Below are 22417 nucleotides of genomic sequence, written 5' to 3' on the forward strand. Positions count from 1 at the left end.
TGTTTGCTGGTGAGCGCCGAGCGCTCAACGCAACCGTCGCGAGTCTTGGACGATCGCGAGACACAAGCGGACAAGATCGCCGCGCCGGGAGTGTGACAGAGCCGTGCACACGGGACAATCCGCCGCGGCGCGACAATGACGCGCGCAACGCTATTTCTGGCCCGGCATCTTCGCCGCGACGATGTCGTCGGCCTTGACCCAGCCCGGCGAGCCGACCGGGAATCGGGTCTTGGCGCGTGCCGCAAGCTCGCGCGCGGTCTTGGCATCGCCTCGCAAGTAAGCCGCCTGCGCCGAGGCGAGATCGGCCTCGGCGTAGTTGCCCTTCTGGCCGTAGGCCATGGCCAGATGGCTGTAACCGAGCGGCACTTCGCCCTCGCGGCCGAGCGCGCCGCGCAGGATCTGGATGGCTTCGTCGGTGTAGGCCTTATTGTTGCTGGCGACCAGCGCCTGGCCGAGCAGGATCTGGATCAGCGGCGCGCCGTTGGTCATCGCCACCGCCTTGCGCAGCGGTGCGATCGCCTCGGCCGGCTTGCCGCCTTCGAGCAGCGCCTGACCGCGTAGCTCGTAGAAATAGGGATTGTTGGGCTGAGCCTGGATCAGGCCGTCGATCTGTGCGAGTGCCGAGCGCGGGTCGCCGTGCAGATAGCTGGCGATCGCGCGTGCGTAGCGCGCCGGCAGGCTGGTGTTCGACGCCGGATAGCGGCGGTACACCGTATCGGCCCGCTCCATGAAGCCCGACACCTTGGCGCGCATCATGTCGTGGCGCATCTGCAGCGCCGGATCGTCCTTCTTGTCCCAATACGCGCTGGTCCGCGCCAGTTCGGCGAGCGCTGAGACGCGCTCGGCCGGCATCGGGTGCGATTGCGCATAGGGATCGGCACCGCGCGCCGCGAACAGGCTCTCGTTGGTGAAGCGCTGGAAGGTCTCGTACATGCCCTTGGCAGATTGCTGCGTGGCGTTGAGAAACTTCACCGCGGCACGGTCGGCGTTCTCTTCCTGCTGGCGCTGATACGACAGCAGATTGCGCCGGATCACTTCCTGCGGCGCGGTGATCGCCGCCGCGCCGATATTGGCGGCGCCGCTGTTCGGGCCGGCGCTGGCGCCCGCCACCATCGCGCCGACGCCGAGCAGCATCGCGACGATCATCTGCGTCTGCGCCTGCGCGAGCTGGGTGCGCAGCTTGGAAAGATGGCCGCCGGCGAGGTGGCCGGTTTCATGCGCCAGCACGCCGATCAATTGATTCGGCGTTTCCGACTGCAGCAGCGCGCCGTAGTTGACGAAGATGCGGTGGCCGTCGGCGACGAAGGCGTTGAAGGTCGGATCGTTGATGATCGCGACCTGGATGTTCTGTTTCTCCAGCCCGGCGACGCGCAGGATCGGCCGGGTGTAGTCGCGCAGCAACTGCTCGGTCTCGGTGTCGCGCAGCAGCGGCGGTCCCTTCGGCGTGGGAGCCTGCGCCAGCGCGGGAACCGGCGTGATCGCCAGCGCGAGCGCGGTGAGCCCCGCGACCAGCCGCGACGCCTGCTTGCGTGCGGACGGGCATAGCCGTCCGGCGAAAACTGCAATGTCCTTCAGCATTGGCCGAGCATCGAATTCCGGGTATCTCCAGGTCGGCCCAGCAAGACGGCAGCGGCGCGGCGCGCAGCGGGTTCACCGAACAGACCGCGCGGGGATAGCAGAATTCGATGCTCGATGCGACCAAGACACAACGTGCGCGCGGATTGTTGACCGCGTCCGCCCGCAGCGACGTACCGCCGTTCATGGTGATGGACGTGATGGCGGCGGCCGACCGGATCGAAGCGGCCGGCGGTCACGTCATTCATATGGAAGTCGGACAGCCGTGGGCGCCGGCGCCGCGCGCCGCGCTCGCTGCCGCACATGCGGCGCTCGACAGCAGCCGGATCGACTACACCTCCGCGCTTGGGATTCCGTCGCTGCGCGCACGGATCGCGAAGCATTATAGCGAAACCTATCGCTGCGATGTCGATCCGGACCGCATCGTGGTCACCACTGGATCGTCGGGCGCGTTCATCCTGTCGTTCCTGGCGCTGTTCGAGCCGGGCGATCGCGTCGCGGTGACGGTGCCGGGCTATCCGCCGTATCGTCACATTCTGAATGCGCTCGGCTGCGTGCCAGTGCCGATCGAGACGCACAGCGAGACGCGCCATGCGCTGACCGGCGAAGCGCTGCTCGCGGCGCACCGCAAGGCGCCGCTGAAGGGCGTGCTGGTCGGCAGCCCCGCCAATCCGACCGGCACGATGATGACGCGCGAGGCGCTGACCGAACTGATCGCGGTCGCCGAAAGCGAAGGCATCCGCTTCATTTCCGACGAGATCTATCACGGTCTCGACTACGCGTTCCCGGCGGTGACCGCTGCGCAGTTGTCGCCGAACGCGGTGGTGATCAACTCGTTCTCGAAGTACTTCTGCATGACCGGCTGGCGAGTCGGCTGGATGGTGCTGCCGGAGAATCTGGTGCGGCCGGTCGAGCGTCTGCAGCAGAATCTGGCGATCTCGGTGCCGACGCTGTCGCAGATCGCCGCCGAGGCGGCGTTCGACGGCCGCGACGAGATGGAAGCGGTCAAGCGCGGCTATGAGGAGAACCGCGCAATTCTGATCGAGGGCCTGCCGAAGGCGGGCTTGACCGAGTTCCTGCCGGCCGACGGCGCGTTCTATCTGTACGCCGACGTGTCGGCCTTCACCGCCGACAGCTACGACTTCACCAAGCGGATGCTGGAAGAGGCGAGGGTGGCCGCGACCCCGGGCATCGACTTCGATCCGGTCCGCGGCAAGAGCTTCGTGCGGTTTTCCTACGCCCGTTCGGCCGACGACATGCGCGAAGCGGTGCGCCGGATCACGGACTGGCTTGCACGATAATTTCGTCTGAATGACTGGATCGGCAATTTCGCTGCTTGATCTGAGCGGCATTTCGTCGCTATAGGCTCCCGCGACTAATTCCTCTCGGGAGAATTCCCTTGCCGCTCGGTTCGTCCGCGCCGCCCAGGATCGGCGGCCACACCGCGCTCGCAGCCGATTTGTGGCCGCGGCGCACGGACGGATTCTCCGCCTGGTTGCGGATCGCGGTTTTGATCGCATTCGGCTCGGTGCTGCTGGCGCTGTCCGCCAAGCTCAACCTTCCGCTGCCGCTGGTTCCGATGACGCTGCAGACGCTGGTGGTGGTGCTGATCGGCGCCGCCTATGGCGCGCGGCTCGGCGCCGCGACCGTGCTCGCCTATCTGGCGGAAGGGGCCGCCGGCCTGCCGGTGTTTGCCGGACCGGTCGGCGGGGTGGTGCCGCTGCTCGGCCCGACCGCCGGCTATCTGGCCGGCTTCGTGGTCGCCGCCGTCCTGGTCGGCTGGTGCGCCGAACGCGGCTTCGACCGCTCGGTGGCCAAGCTGTTCGTCGCAATGCTCGCCGGCCACCTCGCCATTCTGACGCTCGGCTTCGCCTGGCTCGCCTTCGGTCTCGATCTCGGCCTCACCAAGGCGTGGTGGGTTGGGGTGGTTCCGTTCCTCGCCGGCTCGCTGGTCAAGTCCGCCCTCGGTGCGGCCTTGCTGCCCGCGGTGCGCCGCATCGTCGACCGCCAACGCTGACGGTTCGTACTTCAATCGACTAGGTCGACCGGGACTGCCTGCGGTCGGCCAGCAACGTCTTTTCGTTCGACAGGCATCAAGCGAGTGGAGTGATCGCCATGTCGGCAACGACCCATATCGATGCACCAGCACTGCCGCAACGCGGCAAGTCGAAGCCCTTCTACAAGGTGCTTTACGTCCAGGTGCTGTTCGCGATCGTGGTCGGCGTGCTGGTCGGCTGGCTGTCGCCGCACCTTGCCACCAACGAATGGATCAAGGCGCTCGGCGACGGCTTCGTCAAGCTGATCAAGATGGTGATCGCGCCGATCATCTTCTGCACCGTGGTGTCAGGCATCGCCCATATCCAGGACGCCCGCAAGGTCGGCCGCGTCGGCGTCAAGGCGCTGTTGTATTTCGAAGTGGTGTCGTCCTTCGCGCTGCTGCTCGGCCTGATCGTCGGCAATATCTTCCAGGTCGGCCACGGTCTCGCCGCCAAACCGGACGCCGGTGCGGTGGCGAAATACGTCGATCAGGCCAGCCATCTTAAGGCGGTCGACTTCGTGCTGCACATCATCCCGGATAGCGTGGTCGGCGCTTTCGCGCAGGGCGACATCCTGCAGGTGTTGCTGTTTGCGGTGCTGTTCGGCTTCTCGCTAATGGCGCTGGGCGAGCGCGGCCATCGGCTGCGCGACGTGATCGACGATGCCGCGCACGCGGTGTTCGGCGTCATCGCCATCGTGATGAAGGCGGCGCCGATCGGTGCGTTCGGCGCGATGGCCTTCACCATCGGCAAATACGGCCCGGCCGCGCTGAGCAACCTGCTCGGGCTGGTGCTGCTGTTCTATGCCACTGCCGCGCTGTTCGTGGTGCTGGTGCTCGGACTGATTGCGCGGTTCGTCGGATTCAACATCTTCAAGTTCATCGCCTACATCAAGGACGAGCTCTTGATCGTGCTCGGCACCTCGTCGTCGGAAAGCGCGCTGCCGCAGCTGATGGAGAAGCTGGAGCGGCTCGGCTGTTCGAAGTCGGTGGTGGGCCTCGTGGTTCCGACCGGCTATTCGTTCAACCTCGACGGCACCAATATCTACATGACGCTGGCGACGCTGTTCATCGCCCAGGCGCTCGGCATCGAACTGACCTTCAGCCATCAGGTCGCGATCCTGTTGGTGGCGATGCTGACCTCGAAGGGCGCCAGCGGCGTCACCGGCGCCGGCTTCGTGACGCTCGCGGGCACGCTCGCCGCGGTCAATCCGGCGCTGCTGCCGGGGATGGCGATCGTGTTCTCGATCGACAAGTTCATGAGCGAAGTCCGCGCCCTGACCAACATCACGGGCAACGGTGTTGCCGCGGTGTTCGTGTCGTGGTGGGAAGGCGAACTCGACCACGACCGCCTGCACGCCAATCTCAACCGCACCATCGATCCGTCCGACGTCGAGACCGCCGTTACCACCGGCTGACGACTTCGAACCAACGATTGCAACGACTAAGTCGGTGCCCGCGCTTGTCGCGGGCATCTGCGTTTTGAGGGGCTTGTTAGTCCGAGAATGCGGCCCGTGAGTTGCAGAGAATTCGCGGCCTCTTAAGACGATGGCCGATTGGCCACTTACTTCGTCATGGCCGGGCTCGTCCCGGCCATCCACGTCTTTCTCGCAATTTCGGCTTCAAGGCGTGGATACCCGGGACGAGCCCGGGCATCACGAGTGGTGCGTCAGGGCTGATCAAACTGATGCCGCGCAGCGGAACGCTGATCCCACCACTAATGCCTGACCAATGCCTGAAACGAAAATGCCCGCGGCGTGCGCGGGCATTTTGGAAACGGTGGTCTTGATGGCGGCTTAATTGCCGGCGCCGAACCGGCGGGACCACCAGCCGACCCGGCGCGGGGCGGTGGAGGAGGGCTCCTGCGCAGGCTGCTCGGCTGCTTGCGTCGCTGCCTCGGCGGCCGGGGCTTCTGCCGCAGGCGCGGCTGCTACGGGCTGCTCGGCCTCAGCGGTCGGCTCGGGCTGCACGTCGGCTGCAGGTTCCGCCGTCGCTTCGGAGGTGGCCGGAGCGCCGAAGCTCACCTTTTCACGAACCGTAGAGCGGCGACGCGCAGCCTTCTTCGCGGCGCTGTCGTCTTCGGCGGATGCGTCGCCGCTGTCGAGTGCGGCGGCTGCGGCTGCCGTGTGCTGCGGTTCGGACGGCGCAGCGTCCTGCGGCGCGGCGTGATGCGGCTGTTCGGTCTCGGCTGCCGGTTCGAAGCTCGGCTGCACCGACGGGCTGCCGCCGTCGAAGTCGGCGACCGCATCGGCGGATTCGGCTTCGTCGGTTGCGTTCAGTTCGTCGCTGATCGAGCCGACCACGCCGGCCTCGGTCTCCGTGCCATCCGCAGTGCCACGGCGGCGGCGGCCACCACGACGACCGCGGCGGCGCGGACGGCGTTCGCCGTTCTCGCCCTGGTCGGCGCGGGCTTCGGTCTCGCTGTCGTCTTCACCAGCCTCGTCGCCTTCGTCAGCTTCGCCGACCTGCTCGACGCCTTCGGTCACGAACGGCTGCTCGCCGTCTTCGCCCACTGCACCGGCCTCGGCGGCATCACGCGGCTCGCCCGACCGCCGACGACGGCGGCGCCGACGGCGCTTGCGGCCTTCGCCTTCGCTCTCGCCGGCTTCGCTGCCCTGATCCTCGGCGAGGCCGACGGTCTCGTCGGTCTCGATCTCGGCTTCGAAATCGTAGCCGTCGTCATCCTCGGGCTCGTCGAGCGGCGCCGGGGAGGCGGCAATCTGCGCCGCGAGCAGCGCCTTGGCGGTCTCCAGCGTGTGGACCTGTTCGCCGCGGTCGATCACGAACGACTGCTGGCCGCTGACGGTCGGATCAGCCAGCACCGACAAGGACACCCGGAATCCGGTCTCGAGGTCGCGCAGGTGGCCGCGCTTGTGGTTGAGCACATACAGCGCCACGTCGGTGCGGGTGCGCACGATCAGATTGTGCGTGGCGCCCTTCATCAGCACCTCTTCGAGGCCGCGCAGCAGCTGCAGCGCCACCGAGGACACCGAGCGGACGTGGCCCGAGCCGCCGCAATGCGGGCAGGGCTCGGTCGAGCTTTCCAGCACGCTGGCGCGGATGCGCTGGCGCGACATTTCGAGCAGGCCGAAATGCGAAATGCGGCCGACCTGGATGCGGGCGCGGTCCTGCCGCAGGCAGTCGCTGAGCTTGCGCTCGACTGCGCGGTTGTTGCGCTTCTCGTCCATGTCGATGAAGTCGATGACGATCAGGCCGGCGAGGTCGCGCAGCCGGAGCTGCCGGGCGACTTCTTCGGCAGCCTCCATGTTGGTCTTGAGCGCGGTGTCCTCGATGTGGTGCTCGCGGGTCGAGCGACCCGAGTTGACGTCGATCGAGACCAGCGCTTCGGTCTGGTTGATGACGATGTAGCCGCCGGAGCGAAGCTGCACGGTCGGCGAGAACATCGCGTCGAGCTGGCTCTCGACGCCCATCCGCGAGAACAGCGGCTGGCCGTCGCGATACAGCTTCACCGCGCGGACCTGCGACGGCATCAGCATGTGCATGAAGTCGCGGGCTTCGCGATAGCCGGCTTCGCCAGCCACCAGCACTTCATCGATCTCCTTGTTGTAGAGATCGCGCAGCGAGCGCTTGATCAGCGAGCCTTCTTCATAGACCAGCTTCGGCGCCTGCGAGTTCAGCGTGACGTCGCGCACCGTCTCCCACATCCGGATCAGGTATTCGAAGTCGCGCTTGATCTCGGGCTTGGTCCGTGAGGCGCCGGCGGTGCGCAGGATCACGCCCATGCCTTCCGGCACGTCGAGGTCCTGCACCACTTCCTTCAGCCGCGAACGATCCTGGGCCGAGGTGATCTTGCGGCTGATGCCGCCGCCGCGGGCGGTGTTCGGCATCAAGACAGCGTAGCGGCCGGCGAGCGACAGGTAGGTGGTGAGCGCCGCACCCTTGTTGCCACGCTCTTCCTTGACGACCTGCACCAGCATCACCTGGCGGCGCTTGATGACTTCCTGGATCTTGTACTGCCGACGCGGACGGAAGGCGCGTTCCGGCACTTCTTCGAGCACGTCGTCACCGCCGACGGACTCGACGACGTCCTCTTCGGCTTCCTCTTCGTCGTCCTCTTCCTCGTCATCCTCGGCTTCCGCCTCGGAGTCGGTCTCGACCTCGTGCTCGGCTTGCACGTGATCATCGTGCGCCTCGTGGAGGTCGTCGGCCTCGTGGTGATCGTCGATCGGGAACGGCGCGTCCTCGGCGTAGCCGGCGCCTTCCTCGGCGTGGTCGTCGTTGTGCGCGTCGGTCTCGTCGTGCGACGCCGCGGCCTGCGGGGCTTCGACCGGCTCGGGAGCTTCGGCAACCGCCGGCTGCTCGTTCGCGACGGGCGCGGCTGCAGCGCTCACCTCAGGCTCGGACGGAGCGGGGGCTTCGGACGGCGCGGCTTCGACGTGGGGGGGCTCGTGATCGGCGGAGGCGTGCGCGGCGTCGTGCTGCTCGGCGGTCTCTCCCTCCGGCAGCTCATGCATCAGGCGCTCGCCCTCGGCGTGTGCCTCAACCTCGTGCGCCTCGTGATGGTCAGCAGCCTCGTGCGGCTGCTCGGCCGCAACGTCGGCAACGGCTTCGACGATCTCGCTCTGCACCCGCTCGCCGTTGTTGCGGCGGCGATGGCTGCGATGCCGTGACCGGCGGCGGCTGGAGCGCTGCTCACTTTCTTCTTCGGCTTCGCGGTGGGCGCGTTCGTCGGCTTCGATCAGGGCCTGCCGGTCGGCGACCGGGATTTGATAATAGTCGGGATGGATTTCGCTGAAGGCGAGGAAGCCGTGGCGATTGCCGCCATATTCGATGAAGGCGGCTTGCAGCGAGGGTTCGACCCGGGTGACTTTTGCGAGATAGATGTTACCGCGGAGTTGTTTGCGCTGGGCGGTTTCGAAATCAAACTCTTCGACGCGGTTGCCACGGACCACGACCACCCGGGTCTCTTCCGGGTGGGTGGCGTCGATCAGCATCTTGTTGGCCATTTTTCAACTCATGTCGGCGAAGCGCGCGCGAAACGGCTCGCGCAAGCAGCGCGGCCGGCAGACGCGACGGTTCACCTGATTCGGGGGTGAGGGGAAGGCCGAAACGCATCGCGGTGTGCCGTGCCGGTCGGGGACCCGAGGCGACGCGCAAAGCGAAGCGTGAGCTTCGCGGCGGCGCGGCCTTTGCGTGGGTCGGTTTCGGCATCGCAGTCTGGCGCATTAAGCGTCGGCCCGTCTGAACAGGTGGCGGCTCGATCAGCCGCCGTGTCGTTTCGCTGATGGGCCGGCTCCGCGCCGAGGCGCTAAGCCGGAGTAGGGCATCCGGCAGGTGTGCCGAATGTGGCCGGTCATGAAGTGTTGAACCGTCCCTGGTACAAGAGAAGGCCCGGGGACGGACGCCGTTCGGGCTGGGCCGGCACTCCTTGACCTGCCGCGCGCTGCGCTGGCTCGGAGGGGCCGGCAAAACGCAAAATCCGCCGGGTTTGGGATCGGGGACTTAGCGCTGCACCGAGTGGCTGAACGCGACACAACCGGTAGTATAGACCGTCAGCAGTAAATACATACGTGGATTGGGTGGCGGTTGCAAGGTGAGCGTCACGGCCCGGCAACACTCCGCAGGTTTCATCCCGAGCCACTTAAGGTCCGATTAACCGTGCAGTTCTATTGCGGTAGAACGACTTCCGGGAGGGTTGGGATTCGTTTGGCACGCCGCGCAAATCATTTTGTTTTGTACTGTGCAATCGGTGCGTGCGCTGCAGCATTGTCGTGGCTGACGCCCTGTATGCTGATGCCGGCTGCCGCCGAGACCGCTGCGCCTGCCGCCGCTCCCGTTCCGACCTCTTTTCCGATCGCATCTGACGCCCGCATCGCCGGTGATGACCACCAGACCCGCCTGATTGTCGATCTGGACGGAAAGGTGCCGCTTCGCGCATTCGCGCTGGCCGACCCGTATCGCGTGGTCATCGACCTGCCGCAGATCAATTTCCGGCTGCCGAAGGGCACCGGCGAGAGCGGGCGCGGTCTGATCAAGGCGTTTCGCTATGGCCTCGTCATGCCGGGCGGCTCGCGAATCGTGCTCGATCTCACGGGGCCGGCCAAGATCGCCAAGGCCGAGATTCTCGGTCCCGCCAACGGTCAACCCGGCCGGATGGTGATCGATCTGGAGTCGATCGACCGCGCCGCCTTCATGCAGGCGCTGCAGACCGCCGAGAATGTCGCCGAATTGCGCCCGACGGTGGCCGGCACCGAGACCACAGCGACGGTGTCGCGGAGCGTGCCGCTGCCGAAGGTCGAGACCGACGATCCGCGCCCGGTGGTGGTGATCGATCCCGGCCACGGCGGTATCGACAATGGCACCCAATCCGCCGACGGCGTCGCCGAGAAGACCATCGTGCTTGATTTCGCCGTGGCGCTGCGTGACCGGCTGGCGCAGCAGGGGAAATTCCGCGTGGTGCTGACCCGTGCCGACGACACCTTCATCCCGCTCGGCGACCGGGTGAAGATCGCCCGCGAGCAGTCCGCTGCGCTGTTCGTCTCGATCCACGCCGACGCGCTGCCGCGTAAGGAGGGCGACGCCCAGGGCGCCACCATTTACACGCTGTCCGATAAGGCGTCCGACGCCGAAGCGCAGCGGCTGGCGGACGCCGAAAACAAGGCGGATGCGATCGGCGGCGTCAATCTCACCGAAGAGCCGACCGAGGTCGCCGATATCCTGATCGACCTGGCTCAGCGCGAGACCAAGGCGTTTTCCAACCGATTCGCCCAGCAGCTGATGAAGGACATGAAGGCGACCACGCGGATGCATAAGCGGCCGATGAAGTCGGCCGGCTTCCGGGTGCTGAAAGCCCCCGATGTACCTTCGGTGCTGATCGAGCTCGGCTACGTCTCCAACAAGGCCGATCTGCAATACCTGCTGTCCGAACAGTGGCGCAGCAAGACCGTTGGCGCGGTCGCCCAGGCGATCGATTCGTTCCTGAGCAAGCGCCTGGTGACCGCCGGCCCGCCGGGCTGAGGCCGCCTCAAGCGGTGCGGGGACAGGCCTGGCCGGGCCCTAGTTTGGCCACAGCGTAAGCTCTATAAGAAATTCGATAAGACAGGCTGCCCGGTTCGCGAGGCGATTGCAGTTCGGGCCTCGCCCGGTGGCGCAAACCGCCCGGGTTGCGAACGGTGGCATTCTCGGTCAAGGGACATCCGCCGCGAGGCGCGGCCCTGGATGGAAACGGAACTTTTTGATGCGCTTTCTGCTGCGTTTCTTCGGCTTCCTGTTCGCGGCCGGAACGATCGTGTTCCTGGTCGGTGTTGCAGCCGTCGCCGGGCTGATCTGGCACTTCTCCAAGGACCTGCCGGACTACTCGCAGCTGCAGGACTACGAACCTCCGGTGATGACGCGAATCCACGCGTCCGACGGATCGCTGCTCGCCGAATACGCCAAGGAGCGCCGGCTGTACCTGCCGATCCAGGCGGTGCCGAAGCTGGTCATCAACGCGTTCCTCGCCGCCGAAGACAAGAATTTCTACGAGCACGGCGGCATCGACTATCAGGGCATGGCGCGCGCCGCGCTGCTCTACGCGCAGAATATCGGCACCAACCGCCGGCCGCAGGGCGCCTCCACCATCACCCAGCAGGTCGCTAAGAACTTCCTTCTGACCAACGAGGTGTCGTTCACCCGTAAGATCAAGGAAGCCTTGCTGGCGATGCGGATCGAGCGCGCCTATTCCAAGGACAAGATCCTCGAGCTGTATCTCAACGAAATCTATCTCGGCCTCGGCGCCTACGGCATCGCCGCGGCGTCGCTGGTCTACTTCGACAAATCGGTCAACGAACTGACGGTGGCGGAAGCGTCGTATCTGGCGGCGTTGCCGAAGGCGCCCGCCGCGCTGCACCCGATCCGCAACCACGACCGCGCCGTCGAGCGCCGCAATTACGTGATCGACCGCCTGGTCGAGAACGGCTGGATCAGCCAGGCCGATGCCGACAAGGCGCGCAAGTCGCCGCTGACCGTCACCAACCGTGGCAACGCCGCGCACACCTTCGCGGGCGAATACTTCGCCGAGGAAGTCCGCCGCGACATTTTCGAGCGCTACGGCGAGAAGAAGCTTTACGAGGGCGGCCTGTCGGTGCGCACCACGCTCGATCCGAAGCTGCAGATCGAAGCGCGCAAGACAATGGTCGCGGGCCTCGTCCGGTTCGACGAAGCGCGCGGTTGGCGCGGGCCGGTCACCAAGCTCGAGACCGCCGGCGACTGGGGCGTTAAGCTTGCCGACGTGAAAGCGCTGGCCGACATCACGCCGTGGCGGATGGCGGTGGTGCTGGAGACCTCGGACCAGTCGGCGCGGATCGGCTTCCAGCCCGGCCGCGAACTCGGCGGTGCGATCTCCAAGCAGCGCGAGACCGGTCTCGTCACCCTCGAAGGCGTCAAGTGGGCCAAGCCGGCCGCCGGCCCGTCGCGCGGCAAGACTCCGCGCACGGTGTCGGAAGTGCTGTCGCCGGGCGAAGTGATCTATGTCGACCCGCTGCTCGACAAGGACGGCAAGGCGATCGAGGGCCAGTACCGGCTGAGGCAGCTGCCGGAAGTCTCCGGCGCGATGGTGGCGATGGATCCGTCCACCGGCCGTGTGCTGGCGATGGTCGGCGGCTTCTCGTTCGACCAGAGCCAGTTCAACCGCGCTACCCAGGCGTATCGGCAGCCGGGTTCGTCGTTCAAGCCGCTGGTGTATTCGGCTGCGATGGACAACGGCTACACCCCGTCGACGGTGGTGATCGACGCTCCGATCGAAATCGACCAGGGGCAGGGCGTCGGCGTTTGGCGTCCTGAGAACTACTCGACCGGCAAGTATTACGGCCCGACCACGCTGCGCAACGCGCTGCAGCGCTCGCTGAACACCGTGACGGTGCGGCTGGCGCAGGACATCGGCATGCCGCTGATCGGCGAATACGCCAAGCGGTTCGGCGTCTATGACGACCTGCCGAACTATCTGTCGTATGCGCTCGGCGCCGGTGAAACCACGGTGATGCGGATGGTCACCGCCTATTCGATGTTCGCCAATGGCGGACGGCGGGTGAAGGCAACGCTGATCGACCGCATCCAGGACCGCTACGGCCACACCATCTTCAAGCACGACCAGCGTGAATGCCGCGGCTGCGAAGCGCCCAACGGCTGGAAGAACCAGCCGGAGCCGCAACTCGTCGACCGCCGCGAGCAGGTGCTCGATCCGATGACCGCCTATCAGATCACCTCGATGATGGAAGGCGTGGTTCAGGCCGGTACCGCGACCGTGCTGCGCGAGGTCGGCAAACCGATCGCCGGCAAGACCGGCACCACTAACGACGAGAAGGACGCCTGGTTCATCGGCTTCTCGCCCGACCTCGTCTGCGGCGTCTATATCGGCTACGACAAGCCGCGCAATCTCGGCCGCGGCGCGACCGGCGGCCATCTCGCGGCGCCGATCGCCAAGGACTTCTTCAAGCTCGCGCTCGCCGAGAAGCCGGCGGTGCCGTTCCGCGTGCCGGCCGGCATCAAGCTGGTCCGCGTCGACGCCAAGAGCGGCATGCGCGCCGGCCCGGGCGACGGCCGCACCATCCTCGAGGCGTTCAAGCCGGGCACCGCGCCGCCGGACAATTACGCGGTGATCGGCGTCGCCGACGCCGACGCGCGCCAGCAGCAGCAACAGCAGATGGCGCCGCCGGACGATCGCGGCTTCATGCGGCCGGGCACCGGCGGGCTGTACTAGCCCCACGGCCAATCGCCGCGCGGTTGATCGCGGCGATTGCGCTTTGCCGCCGCGACCGCTAAATCGCCTTCATCATCGATGCGGCCACGAGGGCCGCATCTCCGCCATCAGAGTTTCCATGCGCGCAGAAATCGAACGCCTCGTCGAAGAGATCAAGCAGTCAGTCGGGCTGCTGAGGAGGCATCTTTGACGTCGATCAGTCGACCGTCCGCCTCGCGGAGCTGAACAAGCTCGCCGAGGATCCCGACCTCTGGAACGATCCGCAGAAGGCCCAGAAGCTGATGCAGGAGCGCACCTCGCTTGAGGATTCGCTCACCGGCATCGGCAAGGTCGAGCGTGAGCTGACCGACAATATCGAGATGATCGAACTCGGCGAGGCCGAGGGCGACGAAGGTATCGTCAAGGAAGCCGAGGACGCGCTCAAGGCGCTGAAGAAGGAAGTGGCGCGGCGTGAGCTGGAAGCGCTGCTGTCCGGCGAAGCCGACCGCTTCGACACCTATCTCGAAGTCCACGCCGGCGCCGGCGGCACCGAGAGCCAGGACTGGGCCTCGATGCTGCTGCGGATGTACGTCCGCTGGGCCGAGAAGCACGGCTTCAAGATCGAGTATCTCGAAGAGTCCGAGGGCGAAGAGGCGGGGATCAAGTCGGCGACGATTCAGATCTCCGGCCACAACGCCTATGGCTGGCTGAAGACCGAAGCGGGCGTGCATCGCCTGGTGCGGATCTCGCCGTTCGACTCCAACGCCCGCCGGCACACCTCGTTCTCGAGCGTGCAGATCTTCCCGGTGATCGACGACAGCATCAAGATCGACATCAAGGAAAGCGACGTCCGCACCGACACGATGCGGTCGGGCGGCGCTGGCGGTCAGCATGTCAACAAGACCGAATCCGCGGTGCGCCTGACGCACATCCCGACCGGCGTCGCGGTGGTCTGTCAGGCCGGCCGGTCGCAACATAAGAACCGCGCCCAGGCTTGGGACATGCTGCGCGCGCGGCTGTACGAGATCGAGCTGAAGAAGCGCGAAGAGCAGGCCGCCGCCGATCAGGCCGCCAAGACCGATATCGGCTGGGGTCACCAGATCCGCTCTTACGTGCTGCAACCGTATCAGATGGTGAAGGATCTGCGCACCGGCGTGCAGACCTCCGACACCGCTGGCGTGCTCGACGGCGACCTCGACGAGTTCATGGCCGCCACCCTGGCGCAGCGCGCCTTCGGCGGCGGGCCGGGCGCGATTGAGGACGTCGACTAAGCGTGGGCGAGGGCGCCCGCGCGAGAGTTGGCTTCATCGGCCTCGGCAAGATGGGCCACGGCATGGCTAGCCGGTTGCTCGACGCCGGCTTCGACGTCGCGGTGTGGAATCGCAGAAAGGCCAAGGCGGACGACCTGATCCGCCGCGGCGCGCGATGGGCCGATAGCCCCGCCGAAGCTGCGCGGGATGCGCGCGCCATCCTGACAATGGTCGCCGACGATGCCGCCTCGCAGACGGTGTGGCTTGGCCCCGAGGGCGCGGCAACGACCGCCCCGGCCGGTGCGCTGGCGATCGAATGTTCGACGGTGTCGCACCAGCACGCCCTCGACATGGCCGCTGCGCTCCGCGCGCGAGGGCTGGTCTATATCGATTGTCCGGTGACCGGGCTTCCCGATGCCGCTGCGCGCGGCGAATTGACATTGCTGATCGGTGCTGAGCCGGCCGACCTCGATCAAGCCCGGCCGTTTCTCGCGCCGCTGAGCCAGACGATCCGCCATTTCGGCGCGGTCGGCGCCGGCACGGTCTACAAGCTGATCAACAATCTGATGGGCGCGATCCAGATCGCCGGGATCGCCGAGGGCATCGCCATCGCCGAACAGGCCGGTCTCGACATGGCGCTGGTGCGCGAGGCCCTTCTCGGCAGCGTGGTGGCAAGTCCGCAGGTGCTGCGTCACGCGCCCCGCATGATCGCCCGCGACTTCAGCAACGCCACCTTCACGGCCGCGCTGCGGCACAAGGATGCGGCGTATGCAGTGCGGCTCGCAGAGGCGCTGCGATTGGAGCTGCCGCTGTCGCGTGCCGCAGTGGCAAGTTATGCGCGCGCGACCGATGTAGCGCCGGACGACGACGAAGGACGCATCGTCGAAGTGATTTCGAAGCCGCATCCGCGCGATTAGTCTGCCACACGGCGGCTTGATCCGTGAACCCTTCGCGACGGGTGGAGCGAGAGATACTAACCCGCGCCCGCCAGCCGCACGCCGGCGCGCAGAAATTTCTGCGGGTCGACGGCTTCGCCATCGATGCGAGTTTCGTAGTGCAGATGCGGGCCGGTGGAGCGGCCGGTGGAGCCGACTTCGCCGATCACCTGGCCAATCTGAACGCTCTGGCCGACCTTGGCGATGATCTTCGACAGGTGGCCGTAGCGGGTCGACAGGCCGTTGCCGTGATCGATCTCGACCATCTGGCCGTAGCCGCCCTGCCATCCGGCATTCACCACCTTGCCGACCGCGGTGGCGCGGACCGGATCGCCGCTGGAGGCGCGGAAGTCGAGCCCGGTGTGCATCGCCGGACGGCCGAGGAACGGATCGGAGCGGACGCCGAAGCCCGAGGAGAATTCGACTTCGCCGAGCACCGGCTTGCGATACGGCACCAGGGCGAGAGCGCGGTTGAGGCGTTCGAACTGCGAGCGGCTGATGTAGATCCGATACAGCTGACGGTCGAACGCGCTGGCGTTGGCGCCCGGCTGCTTCACCGGCACGAACGGACCGCCGACGGCAGCGCGCGGTGCGGAAGCTTCGATGCCGCGGGCGTCGAGGCCGAGATCAGTCAGCACGCCGCGCATCCTGCGCGCACGCGACTCGAAGCTCTCTTCGACCGCACCGAGCGAGGCGACCTGTCGCCGCTCGACCTGATCGAGCGAGGTCTGCAGCCGCATCAAAACGCTCTCGACCCCCTGGCTCTTGGCGTACTGCGTCGGCGCCTGTTCGAGCGCGGACGGCGAGGTGCGCGACTCCAGCCGCGCCTCGCGGTCGGGCGGCGCGACGAAGATCACCGTGTCGTTGATCGGCGACGGCTTCGGCCGGCTGCTCGTCTCGGCGTCGAACGACGGCGTGCGGGTCGGCTTGATGCTGCCGGTGACGCCGACGTCGGGCAGGGCGCTGAGCGCGCCGGCCCGCGACTCCAGCAGCGACTGCCGACGCATGATCTGTTCGAGCTTCTGATCGAATTGCTCCTGGTCGAGCAGCTGCCGGCTGGTGGTGCGATCGACCTTGGCGCGCAGCTCGGCGATGCGATCCTCATAGGCATATTGCATCTCGGCCTGACGGGCGATCAGCCGCGTCAGCACGTCGTCGCGGAAGGTGAAGTAGGTCGCGGTCGCCGCGCTCCAGCAGCCAAGCAGCACGACGCTGCCGACAGCGATCCAGAACAACACCGGCCCGATCCGCACCTGACGGCCGGCATGCGCAATCGTGTAGCTGTTACCAGCCGGCGCCGGCCGCTGAGGCGGACGCGCCTGGCGCGGTGCCGCCGTGCGAGGGGCTTGTTGGTGGGCGTGGGGGTGAATCGCTGCGGATGGGTGGCCGGAACGGTACGACATCGGAACTCCCGCGCCGAACGGAAACTCGTAACGGTTCCGCTCAAGGCGCGGTGCGATTTGACCCCTGCATGGTTAATTTTCAGAAAATGAAAACTATAGAGATTGCGCTGCAGCGAGCACCTGATCGGCGTGGCCGTCGACCTTCACGTTGCGCCACACCCGCGCGACGCGGCCCTCAGTATCGATCAGAACCGTGCTGCGAATAATCCCTTCGAACTTCCGGCCGTACAACGATTTCTCGCCCCAGGCGCCATACGCTTCGAGCGTCGCGTGGGTGGGATCGGACAGCAGCGGCGTCGCCAGCTGAAGTTTGTCGCGGAACGAGTCCTGCGCTTTCACCGAGTCGGCCGAGACCCCCAGCACGGCCGTGCCGCAGGCTTTGAAATCGGCGGCGAGGCGGGTGAAGTCGATCGCCTCGCGGGTGCAGCCGGGGGTGTTGGCTTTCGGATAGAAGAACAGCACCAGCTTCTGGCCGGCGAAGTCGGCGCGGGAGATCTCGCCGCCGCCATCGCGCGGCAGGCTGAAGTCCGGCGCGACGCTGCCCTCGGCGAGGCCGGCTGGCTTGGTCGCGGCGGATTTGGCCGCGGACTTCGCTACAGCCTTCGGCGCCGCCGTCTTGGCAGCAGGGGTCTTGGCAGCGGGCAACTTGGCGGCCGCCTTCTTCGCCACGGCCGTGGTCTTCGCGGCGGACGGTTTGGCTGCCGCCTTCGTCGTCACCTTGGAGGTTTTCTTGGTGGCAGGCTTGGTGGCCGTCTTGGATGGTTTCTTGGGCGTCGGCTTGGGCATGCGCCTTCCTTTCGTCGCTTTCGAAGGGTCAAACATCGATTATCGCCTGGAAACGATGCGAGTTTGCCCCTGCTGGGCAAATCCGTCGACCTCGGGGTATGGTTGCAGGGATTCGGCGTACCGACCATCCCCGTTTGTTCAATGGGCCCGTTGGGCCGGTGGCGAGTTGAGGTTTCAAGCGAGGATTGGCAGCAATGCCGCCACAGGAGCGCATCCTGCGCGACGGCGCACACCCCTCCCGCGAAGAACCGGCTCCCGACGCGCGCGTGCAACGAGAGGCAATGGCCAAACATCCGACGCCGGACCAGTCCGACCCGCACGCTGGCCAAGACTCCAACGATCCCCATTGGCACGACGGCCATTGGGATCATGAGCACGAGGAAGATGCGCGGCACCGCGCCCGCAAATTGCTGAAGCGCCGCAACCTCGGTCTGAATCGTATCGACGACTGGCCGAGCCGCCGCGCGTCCGGCACGCCGTGGCTGAAGCGGACGCTGCTGACGATCGCGGTGGTCGGCTCCGTGCTGATCGCGAGCTTCGCCGGCCTGTGGCTGCGGCTCGGCGTCGGCCCGATCAATCTCGACATGGTGACGCCGTGGCTGGCAGACGCGATCGAAGAGAACATCGGTCAGGGCAACACAGTCGAGATCGGCGGCACTCAGATCGAGCGGGCCGGCCGGATTCGGATCGCGGTGCGGATTCGCGACATCGTGGTGCGCGACCGCGATCACGTCGTCGTCGCCTCGGCACCCAAAGCCGAGGTGCGGCTATCCGGCTGGGCGCTGATGACAGGCAAGCTGCGCGCCGAGAGCCTGCGGCTGGTCGGCGCCGAACTGGCGATCCGGATTGATCCAGACGGGCAGGTGACGGTTTCGGCCGGCTCGACGGATCGGCCGCTGGCCACCGGCGTCGCGCCGAGCGGCCGTCCGGCTGAATTCAGGCTCCCGACCCAGCCGACCACTCCGGATGCAGGGGCGACGGCGCCCGGTGCCACGCCGCCGGCGGCCTCGACCACCACGCCGCCGCCGGCGACGGCAACCGACACGTCGGACACCATGAAGGGCGTGCTGGCCGGGCTCGAATGGCTCGACAGCCTGAGCCTGAGCGGACTCGACGGTCAGAATCTCAATGAGATCGGCCTGAAGAACGGCAACCTCGTCGTCGACGACCAACAGCGCGGCAACCGTTGGACCTTCGAGAACATTTCGCTGAGCCTGCGCCGCCCGAGCACCGGCGGCGTCGCGCTCAGCGTCGGCGAGGAGGGCGGGCTCAAGGCGTGGTCGCTCCGCGTCCAGGTCGGCCCGGCGCATGACGGAGTCCGCTCAGTCGAACTCCACGCCAACCAGGTGCCGACCCGGACCTTGCTGCTGGCGCTGCGGCTGAAGAACCTGACCTATAGTGCCGACTTCCCGCTCACTGGCGATTTGAAGGGCGAGGTCGGCCGCGACGGTGTGCCGACCTATTTCCGCGGCAAGCTGACCGCCGGCGCCGGCACCGTGATCGATTCCGACACGCCCGACTATCCAATGGCGATCGACCAGATCGAAACCTCGTTCGAATGGGACGCCAATCGCCGTGTGCTGATCGCGCCGTTTAAGGTGCTGGCCGGCCCAAACCGGGTGACGCTGCTGGCATCCCTTGAGCCGCCGAACGGCAGCGTCAACGACTGGCGGCTCGGCCTGTCCGGCGGCACCATCGTTCTGCCGGGGGCGCAGAACGAAAGCCCGCTGATCTTCAATCGGATTGCGGTCCGGGTCCGTTTCGATAGTGCCAATCGCCGCGTGCTGCTGACCCAGGCCGACGTCAGCAATGGCGAGATCGGCGTCGCCGGCTCCGGCAGCATCGATTACTCGGGCGAGCCGCGGCTGACGCTCGGCCTTGCCGGCACCCCGATGTCGGTGTCGGCGCTGAAGCGGATGTGGCCGGTGCTGATCGTGCCGGAACTGCGCGAGTGGGTGAACGACAGGATCCTCGCCGGCTCGATCCAGACCATCGACATCGCGATCAATTCGCCGATGAAGAACCTGTCCCGCCGCGGTCCGCCGATCCCGGACGAAGGGCTGCTGGTCAACATTCTCGGCAATGGCGCGGCGATCCATCCGGTCGACGGCATGCCGGTCGTGAAGGATGCCGACATGCGGGTGCGGGTCACAGGCCGCACCGCAACGGTCGCGATCAATCAGGCCAATGCCGACACCGACGGCGGCCGCAAGGTGGCGCTGTCGGACATTCTGTTCGAGGTGCCGGATCTGGCGCCGAAGCCGGCGCCGGCGCGGATCAAGTTCAAGCTCGAGGGCCCGGTGCCCGCGGTCGCCGAAGTGCTGGCCTCCGGCCGGCTCAGTGACGCTGCGGCGCTGCCGATCGATCCCAACACCAGCAAGGGCAACGTCTCGGCGCAGGTCGCGCTCGGCATGCCGATCCAGCGCGAGCTGACCAAGCAGGACACCAGCTACTCGATCACCGCCGACCTCAACGGCTTCTCCGCCGACAAGGTGGCGATGGGCCAGAAGCTCGAGGCGAATGCGCTGAAGGTGATCGCCAACAACCAGGGCTACCAGGTCAAGGGCGACGTCAAGATCAATGGTCAGGCGGCGTCGCTGGACTATCGCAAGCCGGTCGATGGCGACGCCGACGTCAAGCTGCAGGCGACGCTCGACGATGCCAGCCGCGCCCGGCTCGGTGTCGATCTCGGCAGCGGTCTCAGCGGTCCGCTTGGCGTCAAGTTGACCGGCAAGATGGGTGACAACGAACAGGATTCCAAGTTCGGCATCGAAGCCGATCTAACCCCGGTGAAGGTCGACAATCTGCTGCCGGGATGGAGCAAGCAGCCCGGCAAACCCGGCAAGGCGACCTTCAACGTCACGCGCAAGCCGCAATCGACCCGGCTCGATGATGTCACCATCGAAGGCGGCGGCACGCTGATCAAGGGCTCGCTCGAAGTCGACCCAGAAGGCGACCTGATCAACATCAACTTCCCGGTGTACTCGCCGTCCGAAGGCGACAAGGCGATGCTGAAGGCCGACCGCGGTCCCGACGGCGTCCTCAAGGCGGTGATGCGCGGTGACGTGTTCGACGGCCGCGGCTTCATTCGCTCCGCGCTGTCGGGCGGCTCCAGCGATGCCAAGGGCAAGAGCATCGATTTCGATCTCGACCTGAAGTTCGGCGCGGTCGCCGGCTTCTCCGGCGAGGCGCTGCGCAGCCTCGACGTCAAAACCACGCGCCGCAACGGCGCGATCCGCAGCTTCTCGATGAACGGCAAGCTCGGCCGCGACACCCCGATCACCGCCGATCTGCGTGGCCGCAATCAGGGCCGCGAAGTGATCTATCTCGAGACCAATGACGCCGGCGCGTTCTTCCGCTTCACCGACAGCTACTCGAAGATGTATGGCGGCCAGCTCTCGCTGGCGGTCGAGCCGCCGGGCGGCGAGCCGCGCGAGAAGGAAGGCCTGATCAACGTCCGCGACTTCACCGTCAAGGGCGAAGCTGCGCTCGACCGCGTCGCCGCCGGCGCGCCGGGCGGACCGCCGCAGGGGCTGGCGTTCTCGCGCCTGCGCGCGGAGTTCAGCCGGCAGAACGGCACGCTGACTATTCGCGACGGCGTGGTGAAGGGGCCGACGATCGGCGCCACCATCGAAGGCTCGATTGATTACAGCGCCAACCAGGTGCGGATGAGCGGCACCTTCGTGCCGATGTACGGGCTGAACAACATGTTCGGGCAGATCCCGATCGTCGGCCTGTTCCTGGGCGGCGGCAGCAACGAAGGGCTGATCGGCGTCACCTATGAGGTGGTCGGCACGCCGGGCAAACCGGTGCTGCGGGTCAACCCGATCTCGGCGATGGCACCGGGTGTGCTGCGCAAGATCTTCGAATTCAACACCGGCCGACAAAATAACGGCGCCGATTTCCCGGCGCCGCCAAACTAATCAGATAACGACCTATCTCCGTCATTGAGAGTCAACGGGGCTCGCCTCTGGCCCGCCCGACGACAATTCCGCGAAGCAATCCAGCTCGGTGCACGGAGCTGGATTGCTTCGTCGCGTCGCCAATGACGAGGTTTGCCGTTACTTGCCGCGCAGCCACGGCACCATGCGGCCGAGCGTTGCGTCGTGGCGGAAGTACTGGTGCCACAGCGCGCCGATCACGTGGATCAGCACGACGATCGCGGTCAAAAGGAACAGCGGTTCGTGCGCGGCATGCAGCGCGCCGGCGATCGCGTCGTTCTTGGCGAGCGGCGGGATGCCGAGCAGGTCGACGCCGCGGCCGGAGAACAGCGTCATGCCGAGGCCGGTGATCGGGACCGCGAGCAGCAGCAGGTAGAGCAGGCCGTGGCTGATCCGGGCGATCACCTCGGTGATGCGCGGCGAGGGCACCAGGTCGGGCGCGCCGTGGATCTTGATCCACAGGATGCGAACCACGCCGAGGCCCAGCACGAGGGTGCCGATCGCCTTGTGCCAGCTGTACAGCGTGCCGCGCAGCGGGTCGGTCTTCTCCAGCCCGTGTGCGTATTGCATCGAGGCGAACAGCGCGATTACGGCAAAGAAGATCAGCCAGTGAATGAGGACAGCGAGCGCGCCATATTGGGCGGGCCGTTTGTCGGCGGTATCAAGAGTCGTGGTGGTCATGATGTCTCCGAAGCGAAATCGCGGCATGTCAAAGCCCGCCGCGCGAGCAGCCCATCGGACAATGATGCCCAGCAGGGCGGCGGCAGCGTGTGATCGAGCGCAATTTGGCCGAACACATTTTGCTGATCGCAGAGG

The 22417-nt window shown here is 66.5% G+C and carries 13 protein-coding genes; 8 read left to right on the forward strand and 5 right to left on the reverse strand.

Annotated features, from left to right (window positions below; translation table 11 throughout):
• Positions 1-150 precede the first annotated feature (150 nt).
• On the reverse strand, positions 151-1578 hold the full coding sequence (locus VRZ08_RS07585) for a M48 family metalloprotease (RefSeq protein WP_264052168.1): 1428 nt from the start codon (positions 1576-1578) through the stop codon (positions 151-153).
• Positions 1579-1685: 107 nt separating this feature from the next.
• Between VRZ08_RS07585 and VRZ08_RS07590 the strand changes: the two genes are divergently transcribed.
• The 3 genes from VRZ08_RS07590 (at position 1686) to VRZ08_RS07600 (ending at position 5028) form a co-directional block, all read left to right on the forward strand.
• A complete protein-coding gene (locus VRZ08_RS07590) occupies positions 1686-2876 on the forward strand; it encodes a pyridoxal phosphate-dependent aminotransferase (protein ID WP_414532159.1) in 1191 nt (396 codons plus the stop codon).
• Between the two features lie 158 nt (positions 2877-3034).
• A complete protein-coding gene (locus VRZ08_RS07595; protein WP_414532187.1) occupies positions 3035-3592 on the forward strand; it encodes a biotin transporter BioY in 558 nt (185 codons plus the stop codon).
• Positions 3593-3690: 98 nt separating this feature from the next.
• A complete protein-coding gene (locus VRZ08_RS07600; RefSeq protein WP_107346578.1) occupies positions 3691-5028 on the forward strand; it encodes a dicarboxylate/amino acid:cation symporter in 1338 nt (445 codons plus the stop codon).
• 378 nt (positions 5029-5406) lie between these two features.
• Here VRZ08_RS07600 and VRZ08_RS07605 read toward each other — a convergent pair whose 3' ends face one another.
• Complete coding sequence (locus VRZ08_RS07605; RefSeq protein ID WP_414532160.1) at positions 5407-8577, reverse strand: Rne/Rng family ribonuclease; 3171 nt, start codon at positions 8575-8577, stop codon at positions 5407-5409.
• Between the two features lie 700 nt (positions 8578-9277).
• Between VRZ08_RS07605 and VRZ08_RS07610 the strand changes: the two genes are divergently transcribed.
• From VRZ08_RS07610 to VRZ08_RS07625, 4 genes are all read left to right on the forward strand, one after another.
• Positions 9278-10588 (forward strand): N-acetylmuramoyl-L-alanine amidase, encoded by a 1311-nt coding sequence (locus VRZ08_RS07610; protein ID WP_414532161.1) that lies wholly within the window; start codon positions 9278-9280, stop codon positions 10586-10588.
• 220 nt (positions 10589-10808) lie between these two features.
• Positions 10809-13307, forward strand: coding sequence for a penicillin-binding protein 1A (locus VRZ08_RS07615; RefSeq protein ID WP_107344387.1), 2499 nt, complete (start codon positions 10809-10811; stop codon positions 13305-13307).
• 118 nt (positions 13308-13425) lie between these two features.
• A protein-coding gene (prfB, locus tag VRZ08_RS07620; protein WP_107344388.1) for a peptide chain release factor 2 occupies positions 13426-14557 on the forward strand; the annotation gives its coding sequence in 2 pieces (ribosomal slippage) (positions 13426-13494 and positions 13496-14557; 1131 coding nt in all).
• Between the two features lie 2 nt (positions 14558-14559).
• Positions 14560-15453 (forward strand): NAD(P)-dependent oxidoreductase, encoded by an 894-nt coding sequence (locus VRZ08_RS07625; protein ID WP_414532162.1) that lies wholly within the window; start codon positions 14560-14562, stop codon positions 15451-15453.
• A 56-nt stretch (positions 15454-15509) separates the two neighbouring features.
• Here VRZ08_RS07625 and VRZ08_RS07630 read toward each other — a convergent pair whose 3' ends face one another.
• Together VRZ08_RS07630 and VRZ08_RS07635 are read right to left on the reverse strand one after the other, a co-directional pair.
• Positions 15510-16874 carry a M23 family metallopeptidase gene (locus VRZ08_RS07630; RefSeq protein ID WP_414532163.1) on the reverse strand — a complete coding sequence of 455 codons (1365 nt, stop codon included), beginning with the start codon at positions 16872-16874 and terminating at the stop codon, positions 15510-15512.
• A 93-nt stretch (positions 16875-16967) separates the two neighbouring features.
• Positions 16968-17660: a peroxiredoxin gene (locus VRZ08_RS07635; RefSeq protein ID WP_414532164.1), complete on the reverse strand. Its 693-nt coding sequence runs from the start codon at positions 17658-17660 to the stop codon at positions 16968-16970.
• A 194-nt stretch (positions 17661-17854) separates the two neighbouring features.
• Between VRZ08_RS07635 and VRZ08_RS07640 the strand changes: the two genes are divergently transcribed.
• A complete protein-coding gene (locus VRZ08_RS07640) occupies positions 17855-21583 on the forward strand; it encodes a DUF3971 domain-containing protein (protein WP_414532165.1) in 3729 nt (1242 codons plus the stop codon).
• Between the two features lie 138 nt (positions 21584-21721).
• Here the strand turns inward: VRZ08_RS07640 and VRZ08_RS07645 are convergent, their stop codons facing one another.
• Positions 21722-22282 carry a cytochrome b gene (locus tag VRZ08_RS07645; RefSeq protein ID WP_107346581.1) on the reverse strand — a complete coding sequence of 187 codons (561 nt, stop codon included), beginning with the start codon at positions 22280-22282 and terminating at the stop codon, positions 21722-21724.
• Positions 22283-22417: the final 135 nt, after the last annotated feature.

This window comes from Rhodopseudomonas sp. G2_2311, from assembly GCF_047501505.1.
GTDB classification, from domain to species: Bacteria; Pseudomonadota; Alphaproteobacteria; order Rhizobiales; family Xanthobacteraceae; genus Rhodopseudomonas; species Rhodopseudomonas palustris_H.

Bases quoted from the DNA above. Each gene is read 5' to 3' on its own strand.
- VRZ08_RS07590 (WP_414532159.1), top strand. From the start codon at position 1,686: ATGCTCGATGCGACCAAGACACAACGTGCGCGCGGATTGTTGACCGCG.
- VRZ08_RS07640 (WP_414532165.1), top strand. From the start codon at position 17,855: ATGCCGCCACAGGAGCGCATCCTGCGCGACGGCGCACACCCCTCCCGC.
- VRZ08_RS07635 (WP_414532164.1), bottom strand. From the start codon at position 17,660: ATGCCCAAGCCGACGCCCAAGAAACCATCCAAGACGGCCACCAAGCCT.
- VRZ08_RS07615 (WP_107344387.1), top strand. From the start codon at position 10,809: ATGCGCTTTCTGCTGCGTTTCTTCGGCTTCCTGTTCGCGGCCGGAACG.
- VRZ08_RS07605 (WP_414532160.1), bottom strand. From the start codon at position 8,577: ATGGCCAACAAGATGCTGATCGACGCCACCCACCCGGAAGAGACCCGG.
- VRZ08_RS07585 (WP_264052168.1), bottom strand. From the start codon at position 1,578: ATGCTGAAGGACATTGCAGTTTTCGCCGGACGGCTATGCCCGTCCGCA.
- VRZ08_RS07600 (WP_107346578.1), top strand. From the start codon at position 3,691: ATGTCGGCAACGACCCATATCGATGCACCAGCACTGCCGCAACGCGGC.
- VRZ08_RS07645 (WP_107346581.1), bottom strand. From the start codon at position 22,282: ATGACCACCACGACTCTTGATACCGCCGACAAACGGCCCGCCCAATAT.
- VRZ08_RS07630 (WP_414532163.1), bottom strand. From the start codon at position 16,874: ATGTCGTACCGTTCCGGCCACCCATCCGCAGCGATTCACCCCCACGCC.